The organism is Curtobacterium sp. NPDC089991 (assembly GCF_044748425.1).
In the GTDB taxonomy this organism is placed as follows: domain Bacteria; phylum Actinomycetota; class Actinomycetes; order Actinomycetales; family Microbacteriaceae; genus Curtobacterium.
Window position 1 is genome coordinate 781296 of the sequence record NZ_JBIVGB010000001.1, and the last position, 13914, is coordinate 795209.

14 protein-coding genes and 1 tRNA gene are annotated in these 13914 nt (G+C 72.4%); 4 read left to right on the plus strand and 11 right to left on the minus strand.

Features of this window, described 5'->3' with window-relative positions:
- The first annotated feature begins 72 nt into the window (after nucleotides 1-72).
- Both ACIPV1_RS03735 and ACIPV1_RS03740 read left to right on the plus strand, forming a co-directional pair.
- Nucleotides 73-441, plus strand: a complete 369-nt coding sequence (locus tag ACIPV1_RS03735) for a PaaI family thioesterase (RefSeq protein WP_111084165.1) — start codon at nucleotides 73-75, stop codon at nucleotides 439-441.
- 46 nt (nucleotides 442-487) lie between these two features.
- On the plus strand, nucleotides 488-862 hold the full coding sequence (locus ACIPV1_RS03740; protein WP_123937815.1) for a VOC family protein: 375 nt from the start codon (nucleotides 488-490) through the stop codon (nucleotides 860-862).
- Between the two features lie 12 nt (nucleotides 863-874).
- On the opposite strand, the gene ACIPV1_RS03745 is transcribed toward ACIPV1_RS03740, so the two are convergent.
- From ACIPV1_RS03745 to ACIPV1_RS03765, 5 genes are all read right to left on the minus strand, one after another.
- Nucleotides 875-1345, minus strand: a complete 471-nt coding sequence (locus ACIPV1_RS03745; protein WP_402725777.1) for a GNAT family N-acetyltransferase — start codon at nucleotides 1343-1345, stop codon at nucleotides 875-877.
- 276 nt (nucleotides 1346-1621) lie between these two features.
- Nucleotides 1622-2227, minus strand: coding sequence for an ANTAR domain-containing response regulator (locus ACIPV1_RS03750; protein ID WP_071291723.1), 606 nt, complete (start codon nucleotides 2225-2227; stop codon nucleotides 1622-1624).
- A 74-nt stretch (nucleotides 2228-2301) separates the two neighbouring features.
- Nucleotides 2302-2383: transfer RNA gene (locus ACIPV1_RS03755), tRNA-Leu, on the minus strand.
- A gap of 12 nt (nucleotides 2384-2395) precedes the next feature.
- A complete protein-coding gene (locus tag ACIPV1_RS03760) occupies nucleotides 2396-3904 on the minus strand; it encodes an ATP-binding protein (protein ID WP_402725778.1) in 1509 nt (502 codons plus the stop codon).
- Entirely contained in the window at nucleotides 3901-4584 is a 684-nt protein-coding gene (locus tag ACIPV1_RS03765) for a response regulator (RefSeq protein WP_402725779.1), read from the minus strand. Before ACIPV1_RS03765 ends, ACIPV1_RS03760 begins: the two co-directional genes overlap by 4 nt.
- Nucleotides 4585-4731: 147 nt before the next feature.
- Here ACIPV1_RS03765 and ACIPV1_RS03770 point away from each other — a divergent pair, with 147 nt between their 5' ends.
- The gene (locus ACIPV1_RS03770) at nucleotides 4732-5253 is read left to right on the plus strand and encodes a hypothetical protein (protein ID WP_402725780.1); all 522 of its coding nucleotides are present in this window, start codon (nucleotides 4732-4734) and stop codon (nucleotides 5251-5253) included.
- Between the two features lie 79 nt (nucleotides 5254-5332).
- On the opposite strand, the gene ACIPV1_RS03775 is transcribed toward ACIPV1_RS03770, so the two are convergent.
- The 3 genes from ACIPV1_RS03775 to ACIPV1_RS03785 are packed head-to-tail and all read right to left on the minus strand — an operon-like array spanning nucleotide 5333 to nucleotide 8503.
- Nucleotides 5333-6511, minus strand: coding sequence for a GAF domain-containing protein (locus tag ACIPV1_RS03775; protein WP_131920092.1), 1179 nt, complete (start codon nucleotides 6509-6511; stop codon nucleotides 5333-5335).
- Between the two features lie 52 nt (nucleotides 6512-6563).
- Complete coding sequence (locus ACIPV1_RS03780) at nucleotides 6564-6962, minus strand: DUF779 domain-containing protein (protein ID WP_131920090.1); 399 nt, start codon at nucleotides 6960-6962, stop codon at nucleotides 6564-6566.
- Entirely contained in the window at nucleotides 6962-8503 is a 1542-nt protein-coding gene (locus ACIPV1_RS03785; RefSeq protein ID WP_123294335.1) for an aldehyde dehydrogenase family protein, read from the minus strand. Before ACIPV1_RS03785 ends, ACIPV1_RS03780 begins: the two co-directional genes overlap by 1 nt.
- Nucleotides 8504-8683: 180 nt before the next feature.
- On the opposite strand from ACIPV1_RS03785, the gene ACIPV1_RS03790 reads away from it, so the two are divergent.
- The gene (locus tag ACIPV1_RS03790; protein WP_185021071.1) at nucleotides 8684-9223 is read left to right on the plus strand and encodes an HdeD family acid-resistance protein; all 540 of its coding nucleotides are present in this window, start codon (nucleotides 8684-8686) and stop codon (nucleotides 9221-9223) included.
- Nucleotides 9224-9241: 18 nt separating this feature from the next.
- Here the strand turns inward: ACIPV1_RS03790 and ACIPV1_RS03795 are convergent, their stop codons facing one another.
- From ACIPV1_RS03795 to ACIPV1_RS03805, 3 genes are all read right to left on the minus strand, one after another.
- Nucleotides 9242-10336, minus strand: coding sequence for a VIT1/CCC1 transporter family protein (locus tag ACIPV1_RS03795; RefSeq protein WP_131920086.1), 1095 nt, complete (start codon nucleotides 10334-10336; stop codon nucleotides 9242-9244).
- A gap of 482 nt (nucleotides 10337-10818) precedes the next feature.
- The gene (pyk, locus tag ACIPV1_RS03800) at nucleotides 10819-12264 is read right to left on the minus strand and encodes a pyruvate kinase (RefSeq protein ID WP_123294333.1); all 1446 of its coding nucleotides are present in this window, start codon (nucleotides 12262-12264) and stop codon (nucleotides 10819-10821) included.
- Nucleotides 12265-12421: 157 nt separating this feature from the next.
- Nucleotides 12422-13879 (minus strand): glutamate synthase subunit beta, encoded by a 1458-nt coding sequence (locus ACIPV1_RS03805; RefSeq protein WP_123937804.1) that lies wholly within the window; start codon nucleotides 13877-13879, stop codon nucleotides 12422-12424.
- Nucleotides 13880-13914: the final 35 nt, after the last annotated feature.

The following is a 13914-nucleotide window of genomic DNA, read 5'->3' on the forward strand; positions in this document are numbered from 1 at the left end:
CGGGAGTTCGAGCGCGTGACCGACGAAGCCACCATCACCGGGAACGTCGACGAGCGGCTCGCTGCCCGCGGGATGGGCGAGCTCGCCGACAAGATGGGCATGGTCATCACCGAGATGTCGGCCGACCGCGCCGTCGGCAGCATCCCGGTCGAGGGCAACCGTCAACCGGTCGGACTGCTGCACGGGGGCGCCTACGTCGTCCTCGCCGAGAGCCTCGGTTCGATGGCCGCCAACGTGCACGCCGGCGAGGGCCGCTACGCCGTCGGCATCGAGCTGAACGCCTCGCACACCCGGAGCGCCACGTCCGGCACCGTCACCGGTGTCTGCACCGCGATCCACCTCGGCAACACGCTCACCACGCACGAGATCGTGCTCACCGACGACCAGGGGCGCCGCTGCTCCACCGTCCGCATCACCAACCTCATCCGCGAGGCACGCTGAACTGCGAACAGCACTGAACCCCTCGCACGCACGCAGGGAGTCCGTCATGGACTGGAAGATCGAACTCGTCATGTTCCCCGTCAGCGACGTCGACCGGGCCCGCGAGTTCTACGAACGCATCGGCTTCACGATCGACCACGACCAGCGCGTGTCCGACGACGTGCGGTTCGTGCAGGCCACCCCGCCCGGGTCGGCGTGCTCGATCGCGTTCGGCGAGGGCATCATGTCCCCGGACGTCCAGCCCGGGTCGCTGAAGTCCGTCCAGGTGGTGGTCCCCGACGCCGACGAGGCTCTCGCCCACCTGCAGGGGCTCGGCGTGAACGCGATCGGTGTCGACGAACTGGCCTGGGGTCGCTTCGTCTTCTTCACCGACCCGGACGGCAACGCCTGGACGCTCCAGCAGCTCCCCGCGCGCGGCTGAGGCACCGGGCGCTCAGTCCTCGGGCGGACGCTGCAGCAGCAGCCGAGCGTCGCCGAAGCCGAGCCGCCGGTAGAGCCGCTCCCCGTCGACGCTCGAGTGCACCGAGGTCCGCTCGACGCCGAGGTCGCCCGCGATGTCGAGCAGCGCGGTGACGAGTCGTCCGGCGACGCCGAGCCCGCGCAGGTCGGGGTGCACGTAGACGGTCTGCACGTCGGCGGTCAGGCGTCGGCCCGGCCGGTCCGGGGTCGGCGGCCGGGCGACGAGTCCGAGCCACGCCATGCCGAGCACCGCACCGTCGCGCTCCGCGACCACACACCGGTGCGTGTCCGGGTGCTCGCGGGCGAAGGCCGTCATGGCCGCGCGGTAGTCGTCCGGCGTCGCGGCCGGCTCGGCGCCGCCCTCGCCCACACTCCACCGCCACCGCAGGTCGGCCACCGCCGGCATGTCGTCAGGCCGGGAGGCCCGGATCACCACGTCGTCCACGGCTCCAGCCTGCCAGGTGGTCGCCTCCACCGCCCCACGCGCCCGTGGCCGCGAGCGCATGCGTCCGCACACTCCGACAGACCACGCGTCGATCAACTGGTGTCGTGTCGCAACATGCACACGCAGACGATGCGTCTGCACACTGCGACAGAACACGCGTCGATCGACCGGTGTCGTGTCGGAACATGCACACACACCGAGCGCGCCACGCGCCCGGGAGCGCAGCAGCGCCGCCGGACCGGGGTCCGACGGCGCTGGTGTGAGCGACGGGTGGTACTACTTCTTGGCGCTGAGCTGCTCGATGATCGCCTTGGCGACGTCGTGCATGGTCAGACGGCGGTCCATCGAGGCCTTCTGGATCCAGCGGAACGCCTCGGGCTCGGTGAGGCCCATCTTCTCGTTGAGCAGGCCCTTGGCGCGGTCGACGAGCTTGCGGGTCTCGAAGCGCTCGACCAGGTCGGCGACCTCGGCCTCGAGCGTGATGATCTGCTGGTACCGAGAGAGGGCGATCTCGATCGCGGGGAGCAGGTCGTTCGGGGTGAACGGCTTGACCACGTAGGCCAGCGCGCCGGCCTCGGTCGCACGCTCGACGAGGTCCTTCTGGCTGAACGCCGTGAGGAGGACCACCGGAGCGATGTGGTTCTTGGACAGCTTCTCGGCTGCGGAGATGCCGTCGAGCTGGGGCATCTTGACGTCCATCACGACGAGGTCGGGGCGGAGGTCGGTGGCGAGCTGCACGGCGGTCTCGCCGTCGCCGGCCTCGCCGACCACGTCGAACCCGTTGTCGCGGAGGATCTCGACGATGTCGAGGCGGATGAGCGACTCGTCCTCGGCGACGACGACGCGGCGCGGTGCTGTTGCAGTTGCTTCTGTGTCACTCACAGCCGCAAGCCTACTAGACGTCAGAAGTGCTTCATGTCAGCACACGGCGATCCGTGGACAGAACAGCCGCGTTGTACGAGTGGCGGGACTTGAACCCGCACGCCGTGAGGCAGAGCATTTTGAGTGCCCCGTGTCTGCCGATTCCACCACACTCGCGAGGCCTCCAGGCTAGCAGGACCCCCGCCCCTCGACCGCCGCCGGCAGCCGCAGCTCGAACACCGCACCGCCGAGCACGTCGCCCTCGCCGCCTTCTCGGTCGTCGGCGTGCTGCAGGGACCCGCCGTGCGCCTCGGCGATGCCCCGTGCGATCGGCAGGCCCAGTCCGGCCCCGCCGGAACGGGCGTCGCGAGCGGCCGCGAGGCGGACGAGTCGGTCGAAGACCCGCACGCGGTCCTGGGCCGGGATGCCCGGACCGTCGTCCGCCACCCGGAGCGCGGGGCCCGCACCCCGGTCGTCGAGGGAGACGACGATCCGGCCGGCGGGTCCGGCAGCGCGGGCGGCGTTGTCGACGAGATTGCCGACGACCTGGGCGAGCCGCTCGGGGTCGACGTCGGCGCACACGGGCCGCTCGGGCACCACGACCTCGAGCGCGACGGACGGCAGCCGCAACCGCAGCCGGTCGCCCTCCGCCACCAGGAAGGCGCCGAGGTCCACCGGTCGTCGGTCGAGTTCGATCCCCCGGTCGAGCCGAGCCATCGTGAGCATGTCCTCGATGAGCCGTGCGGCTCGGTCGGCCTGGCGGACGACGTGCACGGCGAGCACCTCGCGCGTGGCGACGTCGCCGCCACCGTCGCGCACGAGCGTGTCGGCCGCTGCCCGGACCCCGGCGACCGGCGTCCGCAGCTCGTGCGCGGCGTCGGAGAGGAACGAGCGGACCCGTGCCTCCGCGGCGACCGCGTCACGCTCCGCGCCCTCGACGGCGTCGAGCATCTCGTCCATGGCGACGGCGACGCGACCGATCTCGGTGTCCTGCCGCGAGGGCCGGAGTCGCCGTCCGCGGTCGCCGCCCGCGATCGACCGCGCGGTGGTCGCCATCTCGTCGAGCGGCCGCAGGGACCGGCGGACGACGAGCACCACACCGAGCACGGCGACCCCGAGGAACGCCGCGGAGGCACCGCCCATGACCCAGCCGAGCTGCACCAGGGTGTCCTGCACGTCGCGGGTGCCGACGGTCAGCGTGATGCGGGTGCCGTCGTCGAGCCGGCTCACGAGGGTGAGCACCCCGTCGTCCTCGCGCACGGACGACGACGTGACCGTGGCGCCGTCCTCGGTGGTCGTCGGCGTCGCCGCGGCCGTGGGTGTGGTCCCGCCGACGAGTGCGCTGCCGCGCGGAACCGTTGCCGGCAGGCTGCCGGGGTCCGGCGGGCCCGTCCGCAGCTGGTCCGGCGTCGGACCGGCCTCGACGGCCCCGCCGTCCGGCCGGACGATGCGCACCGACAGCCCCTGCGCGGAGAGCCGGTCGGCGAGGTCCTCGGCGTCGACGGTCCCGACGAGCGCCGCGGCGGCCGACGCCCGGTCACGGAGCCGGTCCTCGGCCTGCGCGCGCAGTCGGATGCCGAGCAGCACCTCGACGGCGACCGCCAGCCCGGCGAGCAGCACCGCGAGCAGGACCACGATCGCGACGACCGTGCGCAGCCGCAACGAGGTCGTTCGGAGCGGACCGTTGTGGACCCTCACGCCGCCGTCCGCTCGTCGCTCAGCCGGTACCCGAGGCCGCGGACGGTGTGCACGAGCCGCGGCCCGTGCACCTCCATCTTGCGTCGGAGGGCGCTGAGGTGGACCTCGACGACGTTCGCCGCGACGTCGTCGTAGCCCCACACCTGCGTCGTGATCTGCCCCTTCGACACGGTGCGGCCCCGGCTCTCGGCGAGGAACCGCAGCAGGCGGAACTCCGTCGCGGTGAGGTCGAGCAGGACCCCGGCACGCCGAGCGGTGGCGGCGTCCGGGTCGAGGACGAGGTCGCCGACCTCGACGACCGACGGGATCCGCCCGCGCCGCCGGAGCACCGCCGTCACCCGCGCCACCAGCTCCGCCATCGCGAACGGCTTCACCACGTAGTCGTCGGCACCCTCGGCGAAGCCGCGCAAGCGCTCGTCGAGCTCGTCCCGCGCGGTCATCATGACGACGGCGGCGTCCGAGGTGGAGCGCACCCGGCCGGCGAGCACGATGCCGCTCGGCCCGGGCAGCATCCAGTCCAACAGGACGAGGTCGGGTGCGGCGCGTCGGAGGTCCTCGACGAGGTCGCGTCCGTCGGATGCCTCGGCGACCGAGAAGCCCTCCGCACGCAGGGTCGTCGCGACGGAGGTCCGGATGGAGTCGTCGTCGTCGACGACCAGGATTCGAGCGGGAACAGGCACGGCGGACACCGTAGGACGCTCCGGCGGCCACCGAGCATGGAGGACGCTGGAGAACCCCTGTGCTTCAGGCATGCTTCAGATTCGGACTCGAGCGTCGTCTCCAGCGGCGGATCACCCGGATCCGCCCGGTCACGGAACGGAACCACCATGCTCGACGAACGAGACGACTCGCCCACCACCGCCGCCACCCCGCGACGCGGCGCACTCCTGCGACGGGTCGGGATCGGCACGGCCGCAGCCGCGGTGCTGGTGCTCGGCGGGTTCGGCATCGCCACGGCGAACGCCGCGACGACGACCCCGGCGCCGAGCGCCCCGACCGGTGCGCCGAGCGGTGCACCGGACAGCGCGACCACACCGGCCCCGGTTCCGTCGGACGGCGACACCGCGACGGTGCCCGCACCACACGAGGGCGGCCCCGCGACGGCGCCCGGCTGCACGGCGCTGCCGAAGGCCGGCGACACCGCGACGGTGCCCGTGCCGCCGAAGGGCGACGAGGGGAAGGCACCCACCCCACCGAAGGACGGTGCGAAGCCCACGGCACCCACCCCGCCGAAGGACGGTGCGAAGACCACGGCACCCACCCCGCCGAAGGACGGTGCGAAGCCCACGACGCCCACTCCGCCGACGCCCGACGCGACCACCACGCCGGCGCCGACCTCCGGTTCCTGATCACCAGGCCGGGAGGAGCGCACCGTCGGCGGTCCCGACCGCGCGGGGCGTGCCTCCAGGCCGGGTCGTCCCGACCGGCTCAGGGACCCTCGAGCGCCTCGATCGCCGCCACGAGACCGGCTCGTCGCGGCGACCGCCGCGGCAGGACCGCGAGCAGCGCGCGGAGCACGCGCGCGTCCGCCGCCCCGTCCGGCGTCCGCGCCCACGCGAGCAGCGCCTCGACGCTGCCGTCCGCGACGACCGACTCGCGGAACCGACCGCGCACCAGGTCGCGCACGGCGTCCACCCCCGGCGCAGCCGACCCCGGCAAGACGGGCCCGGTGTACCGGTCGACGGCCTGGAGGCGCGCCCCGCGGTCGAGCGCGGACAGCACCGTGTCGACGTCGGTCGCCATCCCGGTCACCCGGTACGGTCGCGACGTCACGGTCACGCCCGACGCGTGCTCCGCGAGGACCCGTCGGAGCCGCACCACCTCGGCGCGCAGCGTCACGACGGCGCCGGCGTCGCCGTACACGGCGTGCGCGAGGTCGGCGGCCGCCAACCCGTCGGGGTGGGCGGCGAGGACGACCAGGAGCTCGGAGTGCCGCGCGGACAGGTGGACCCGGCGGTCGTGGACGCGCAGGACGGCGGTGTCGGTGCCGAGGACCGTCAGCTCCGCGCCGGGCGCGCGCGGCGTCGACGCGGCGGGCCTCGGCAACCGGCTCGCGGCCAAGGCGAGCTGCGCCTCGGCGGCGGCGACCGTGGCCGCGAGGAGCGAGAGGGTGTGCCGTTCGACGGCCCGGTCGTCGCCTGTCAGGTCGAGCACGCCGACGGTGGCCCCGTGGGCGTCGTGCACGGGCACTGCGGTGCACGACCACGGCTTGACGGCGTTCGCGTAGTGCTCGTCGGAGCGGATCTGCACCGGCCGGTCGAGCCGCAGGGCGGTACCGGGCGCGCTCGTGCCGACGCGGTCCTCGGCCCAGTCGGCGCCTGGGACGAAGCCCATGTCCTCGGCCGCACGTCGGGCCGTCCGCGCGCCGTCGACCCACACGAGCCGACCGGAGGCGTCACCGACTGCCAGGACGCAGCCGGCGGACCGGGTGTCGTCGAGCAGCAGGTGCCGGACCACGGGCAGCAGGGTGGCGAGCGGGCCGTCCCGGCGGGCGGCGTCGAGCTCGTCGTCACCGAGTGCAAGAGATGGCACGCCGTCCGGGTCGACCGCCGCGGACCGCCGCCAGGACGCTGCGACGAGCGGGCGGAGCCGGTCGGGTGCGCGCATGCGTCCTCCGATCGACCCCACCCGCCGCACCGTCGCGACGAGTACGGCCAGCCTACGTCCGCTGCGCGACCGGGACCAGGCCGAGATCCGCCAGCTCGGCGTCGTCGAACATCCGCGACCGGGTCAAGAACCGCTTGCCCTCGGGGCTCTCGACCGAGAACCCGCCGCCCCGCCCGTCGACGACGTCGATCGTCAGGTGCGTGTACTTCCAGTACTCGAACTGCGACACCGACATGTACACCTCGACGGGGTCGATGCCGTCGACCTCGAGTGCCCCGAGCAGGACGTCGCCGGAGCCGGTCCGGAACATGCCGACGGGGTAGCACATCGGGCTCGAGCCGTCGCAGCAGCCGCCCGACTGGTGGAACATCAGCGGGCCGTGCCGGGCGGCGAGGGTGCGCAGGAGCTCCCCCGCCGCCGGCGTGACCGCCACGCGTGCGGTGTCGGGCATCAGAAGAAGCCCATCGGACCATCGGCGTAGGACACGAGCAGGTTCTTGGTCTGCTGGTAGTGGTCGAGCATCATCTTGTGGTTCTCGCGCCCGATGCCGGACTGCTTGTACCCACCGAACGCCGCACCGGCCGGGTACTGGTGGTAGGTGTTCGACCACACCCGTCCGGCCTGGATGTCACGTCCGGCGCGGTACAGCGTGGTGGCCTCGCGACTCCACACCCCGGCACCGAGTCCGTAGAGGGTGTCGTTGGCCGTGGCGATCGCGTCGTCGTAGCCGCTGAAGGACGTCAGCGCGAGGACCGGACCGAAGATCTCCTCCTGGAAGATCCGCATCGAGTTGACTCCCTCGAACACCGTCGGCGTGACGTAGTACCCGCCGGAGAGCTCCCCGCCGAGGTCCGCACGCTCCCCGCCCGTGAGCAGCTTCGCGCCCTCCTGCTTGCCGATGTCGATGTAGCTCAGGATCTTCTCGAGCTGGTCGTTCGACGCCTGGGCGCCGATCATCGTGGACAGGTCGAGCGGGTGGCCCTGCTTGACGGCGCGCACCCGGTCGAGGCCGTCGGCGACGAACCCGTCGTAGATCTCCTTCGCCACGAGCGCCCGGGACGGACACGTGCAGACCTCGCCCTGGTTGAGGTTGAAGAAGGTGAAGCCCTCGAGTGCCTTGTCGTAGAACGAGTCCTTCTCGGCAGCGACGTCGGGGAAGAACACGTTCGGGCTCTTGCCGCCGAGCTCGAGCGTCACCGGGATGAGGCTCTGCGAGGCGTACTGCATGATCAGCCGACCGGTGGTGGTCTCGCCGGTGAACGCGATCTTCCGGATGTCCGGGTGCTGGGCGAGTGGTGCGCCGACCTCGATGCCGAAGCCGTTGACGACGTTGAGCACGCCGGCGGGCAGGAGGTCGCGGATGAGCTCGACGAGCACGTGGATCGACGCCGGGGTCTGCTCGGCGGGCTTCAGCACGACGCAGTTGCCCGCAGCCAGGGCCGGTGCGAGCTTCCACACCGCCATCAGGATCGGGAAGTTCCACGGGATGATCTGTCCGACGACGCCGAGCGGTTCGTGGAAGTGGTACGCCACGGTGTCGTGGTCGATCTCGCCGGCCGAGCCCTCCTGTGCGCGGATCGCTCCGGCGAAGTAGCGGAAGTGGTCGATCGCGAGCGGGATGTCGGCGCCGAGGGTCTCGCGGATCGGCTTGCCGTTCTCCCACGTCTCGGCGACGGCGAGCATCTCGAGGTGCTCCTCCATGCGGTCGGCGATCTTGTTGAGGATGACCGCGCGCTCGGCGGCGCTCGTCCGCCCCCAGGTCGGGAACGCCTTCCAGCCCGCCGCCACCGCACGGTCGACGTCGGTGGAGTCACCGCGCGCGACCTCGGTGAAGACCTTGCCGGTGACGGGGGTGGGGTTCTCGAAGTACTGGCCGCTCGCCGACGGGACGTACTCGCCGCCGATGAAGTGGTCGTACCGCGATCGGTACTGCACGAGCGAGCCCGGTTCGCCGGGTGCGGCGTAGCTGGTGGGCGATGGTGCGATGGTCATGGTGGTGGCCTTTCGACGACGCTGTCGGGGCACGCACGGTTCGCGTGCTGCTCGCACCGTACGACCACGGGGGTTGCATCCGGTTGCACGGGCTCACGCCCGCTCGTCCGAGGACCGCACGGGCTCGCCGTCGGCCGGGTAGCGTTCGGGACTCCAGCGGTCCGATCAGGAGGAGTGTCCGTGGATTCTCGTGCCGTCCGCACGTTCCGGGTGTTCGTCGTCGTCACGGCGGTCGTCGCGATCGCCCTGGGGATCGTCGCCATCGTGTGGCCCCGGCCGTCGCTCGTCCTCGTGGCGCTGCTGTTCGGCGTGTACCTCGTCGTCGCCGGCGCCCTGCGGGTCGTGGCTGCGGCGCGCGGGCACGGGACGCCGACGGTGTGGCGGTGGACCTCCGGGATCGTCGGTGCGCTCGTCGCGGTCGCCGGACTCGTCGCGCTGCTCGACCCCGCGATCCCCCTGGTCGTCTACGCCGTGCTCGCCGGGGTCGGCTTCGTGGTCGAGGGCATCGTGTCGATCGTGGGCGGCTTCGTCGGCCACCCCGGGTCGTCCCGGGTGCCGACGCTGGTGAGCGGCGTGCTGTCGATCCTCGGCGGTGTCGTCGTGCTCGTCGCGCCCGGCCTCGCGCTCACGGTGTTCATGGTCTTCGCGGGCATCGCCCTCATCGTCGTCGGTGCCGCGGCCCTGCTGCTGCTCCCGCCGCGAGCCGCCGTCCGCCGGTAGGCGGTGCCCCGTCCGCCGCTACGCGGTGCCCGTCCCGAACAGCAGCCCGAGCGCGTAGGTCACGACCGCGGCGCCGAACCCGATCGCCAGCTGCCGGAACGCCCGCTTGCCCGGCGACGCACCGCTCAGCACGCCGACGACCGCACCGGTGCCGAGCAGGGCGAGTCCGACGAGCGTGCCGGCGACCGCGATGGCCGCCCAGCCCTGCATGCCGAACAGGAACGGCAGCACCGGGATGATCGCGCCCGACGCGAAGAACAGGAAGCTCGACACCGCGGCGCTCAGGCCGTTGCCCACCGCCTCGTGGTCGTCGGTGACGGTGACCGGACCGGTCGACGGGTGTCGCTCACCGATGCCGGACAGCACGTGCGCTGCGTGCTCGGTCGCCTCAGCCTCGGCCATCCCGCGGGCGCGGTACACCAGAGCGAGCTCGTTCGCGTCGACGTCGAGGTCCGCCACGGCGCGCCCGGCCTCGGGGTGCGGTGCGGACGCCTCGAGCAGCTCGCGCTGCGACCGGACCGAGACGTACTCCCCCGCACCCATCGACAGGGCTCCGGCGAGCAGGCCCGCGATGCCGCTCAGCAGCACGAAGTGCCGGTCGGCGCCCGACGCGCTGATGCCGATGATGAGGGCCAGGTTCGACACGAGTCCGTCGTTGGCGCCGAAGACCGCCGCGCGGAACGTGCCCGACAACCGCATCCGACCGCGGTTCGCGAGCCCGCGCACCACCTCGCCGTGGATGCGCTCGTCGGCGGCCATGCTCGCGGTCGCGTCGTCGTCGTCGGCGTACGGCGAGCGGTCCTCGGCGCGCTGCATCAACGCGAGGACGAACACCGACCCGAACCGCTTCGCAAGTGTCGCGAGGACCCGGGTGCGCAGACTGCCCCGCTGCGGACGTCCGACGTCGTCACCGAGCAGGTCGAGCCAGTGCTGCTCGTGCCGTCCCTCGGCCTCGGCCAGCGCGGCGAGGATCTCGCGTTCCTCGCCGGACCGCCGCGCGGCCAGGTTCCGGTAGACCGCGCCCTCGGCGCGTTCGTCGGCCAGGTAGCGACGCCAGCGGCGGACGTCGGCGCGCGGCGCCGGGTGTTCGGTCTGGAGGCTCACAGCAGCCATCCTGCCGCCTGCGGCCGACCGGTGGTCACCACCAGGGCCGTGGGGACGCGGCAGGGCGCGGACCGGAGGCGACGCGTGGTCGTGCGCCGTGCCTCCTGTCCGCGCCCCGCGGACGCCGTCGCGCCCCGGTGTGTGGGGGCGCGACGACCACGGCGGGGCGCACCACGGGTACGTTGGCGGCGGGACGCGACAGGGCGCGGACCGGAGGCTGCGCGCACCACGTGCCCCGTGCCTTCCGTCCGCGCCCGGATGGGACGCGACGGGCGTCGGTGTCGGGCCGGGCTGTCGCGCCCCGCAGACGCCGTCGCGCCCCGGTGTGCGGGGGCGCGACGACCACGGCGGGGCGCAGCCGCGGCGCGTCCAGCGTCCGGCGTCCGGCGTCCGGCGTCCGGGCGGAACGCGGCAGGGCGCGGACCGGAGGCGACGCGTGGTCGTGCGCCGTGCCTCCTGTCCGCGCCCTGTCGGCGTCGGGATCCTGCGGATCAGTCCCGCACGTAGGCCGGAGCGGCCTCGGCGTGGGCGTCGCCCACCCGGTGCACGCGCAGGTCGTTCGTCGAGCCCTCGATCCCGGGAGGCGAACCGGCCGTCACGATGACGCGGTCGCCGGGGGCGGCCAGGCCGTTCTCGAGCAGGACGTCGTCCACCTGCGAGAAGAGCTCGTCGGTGTGGGTCTTGCGCTCGACCAGGAACGACCGGACGCCCCAGGTGAGCGCCATGCGGCGACGCGTGGCCTCGTTCGGGGTGAAGGCGATGATCGGCAGGCCGTGGCGCAGACGCGACATGCGGCGCGCCGAGTCGCCGGACTCGGTGAACACGCAGAGGTACGAGGCCTCGGTGAACTCCGCGATCTCGACCGCGGCGAGGGTGATCGCCCCGCCGAGGGTGCGCGGCTTCGTGCCGAGCGGCGCGATGCGCTCGAGGCCGTGGTCCTCGGTCGACTCGACGATGCGGGCCATCGTGCGGACGGTCTGCACCGGGTACTCGCCGACGCTGGTCTCGCCCGAGAGCATGACCGCGTCCGCACCGTCGAGGACGGCGTTCGCGACGTCGGAGGTCTCGGCGCGGGTCGGGATCGGCGACGAGATCATCGACTCGAGCATCTGGGTCGCGACGATGACCGGCTTCGCCATGCGGCGGGCGAGCTCGACGGCCCGCTTCTGCACGATCGGGACGGCCTCGAGCGGGAGCTCGACGCCGAGGTCACCGCGGGCGACCATGATGCTGTCGAAGGCGTCGATGATCTCCTCGAGCGCGTCGACGGCCTGCGGCTTCTCGATCTTCGCGATGACGGGGAGGCGCTTGCCCTCTTCGTCCATGATCTCGTGCGCGCGGACGACGTCCGAGGCGTTGCGGACGAACGAGAGCGCGATGAGGTCGGCGCCCTGGCGGATGCCCCAGCGGAGGTCGGCCTCGTCCTTCTCGCTCAGCGCGGGGACGTTCACTGCGACGCCGGGCAGGTTGATGCCCTTGTTGTTCGACACGGTGCCGCCGACGACGACCTCGGTGCGGACACGGACGCCGTCGGTGTCGAGCACGCGCAGGCGGACCCGACCGTCGTCGATGAGCAGCGGGTCGCCGGGCTTGACGTCCTGGGGCAGGCCCTTGAACGTCGTGCCGCAGATCTCCTTGGAGCCGGGGACGTCCTCGGTCGTGATCGTGAACACGTCGCCGACCGCCAGGTCGTGCGGGCCGTCGGCGAACTTGGCCAGACGGATCTTCGGACCCTGCAGGTCGACGAGGATCGCGACCGGCTTGCCGAGCTCCTCGGCAGCGCGACGGACGTTCACGTAGTTGGCCTCGTGGACGCTGTAGTCACCGTGGCTGAGGTTGAGTCGGGCGACGTCGACGCCCGCTTCGATGATCTCCTTGACGGTCTCGTAGTCCGACGTTGCCGGTCCGAGCGTCGAAACGATCTTTGCGCGTCTCAATGGATTCCTTCGTGGTGGTGGGTGATGCTCTGGTTTCCGCGCTGTGGGGCCGCGCGGAACGAAGCGAGGCCACCAGCACCTTATCGAGTGCTGGTGGCCCCTCGCTCACCGGGGGGTGAGCATCTGGTGGTGGTTGGTCATGCGGCGATCCGTCATCTCAGACCGACATCGCGCGGTCGGTCGCCTTCACCGGCGCCGGCAGGATCGTCGAGCCCTCGAGGTACTCGTCGACCTTCGCCGCCGCGGCACGGCCCTCGGCGATCGCCCAGACGATCAGGGACTGCCCGCGGCCGGCGTCACCGGCGACGAACACGCCCGCCTCGTTCGTCGTGTAGTCGGCGCGGCGGTCGAGCGCACCGGACACCGTCGTCGGCAGACCGAGCTGCGGCTCGATCGTGTCGGATTCCGGACCCGTGAAGCCCATCGCGACGAGGACGAGGTCTGCGGGGATCTCACGCTCGGAGCCGGCCTTCGGCACGCGACGGCCGTCGAGGTACTCGGTCTCGGCGACCCGGAGCGCCCGGACCTCGCCGGCCTCGTTCGCCAGGAACTCGACGGTCGAGGCGAGGAAGTGCCGCTCGCCGCCCTCTTCGTGGGCGCTCGTCACCTCGAAGACGGTCGGGAACATCGGCCACGGCTGCTCGGACGGACGCTCCAGCGGCGGCTGCTTGCCGATCGCCAGGTTCGTCACGCTCAGGGCACCCTGCCGGTGCGCGGTCCCGATGCAGTCCGCACCGGTGTCACCGCCGCCGATCACGACGACGTGCTTGCCCTCGGCGGTCAGCTGGTTGTCGACCCGGGTGCCGGCGTTCGCCTTGTTCTGCTGGACCAGGTAGTCCATCGCGAAGTGCACGCCCTCGAGGTCGCGCCCCGGGATCGGCAGGTCGCGCGGCACCGTCGCGCCGGTGGCGACGACGACCGCGTCGTAGCGCGACTTCAGGTCGTCCCAGGTGATGTCGCGGCCGATCTCGACGCCCGCACGGAAGCGGGTGCCCTCGGCCTGCATCTGGGACAGGCGCGCGTCGATCTGGCGCTTCTCCATCTTGAAGTCCGGGATCCCGTAGCGGAGCAGCCCGCCGATGCGGTCGTCGCGCTCGTAGACGGCCACGGTGTGACCGGCGCGCGTGAGCTGCTGCGCGGCGGCCAGCCCGGCGGGGCCGGAACCCACGACGGCGACGGTCTTGCCCGTCAGGCGCTCCGGCGGGTGCGGGGTGACCCAGCCGTTCTGGAACGCCTCGTCGATGATCGCGACCTCGACCTGCTTGATCGTCACGGGCGGCTGGTTGATGCCGAGCACGCACGACGACTCGCACGGAGCGGGGCACAGCCGGCCCGTGAACTCCGGGAAGTTGTTCGTCGCGTGCAGTCGCTCGATCGCCTGACGGCCCTCACCCCGCCAGGTCAGGTCGTTCCACTCCGGGATCAGGTTGCCGAGGGGGCAGCCCTGGTGGCAGAACGGCACGCCGCAGTCCATGCAGCGGCCGGCCTGGCGCTTGAGGGCACCGGACTCCTGCTGCTCGTAGACCTCTTTCCAGTCCATGAGCCGGACGGGCACGGGGCGCCGTGCGGGCAGTTCGCGTTCCTGGACCTTGAGGAATCCCTTGGGGTCAGCCACCGGTCACCTCCGTGGTCGTGTCGGGCGCTGCCGGT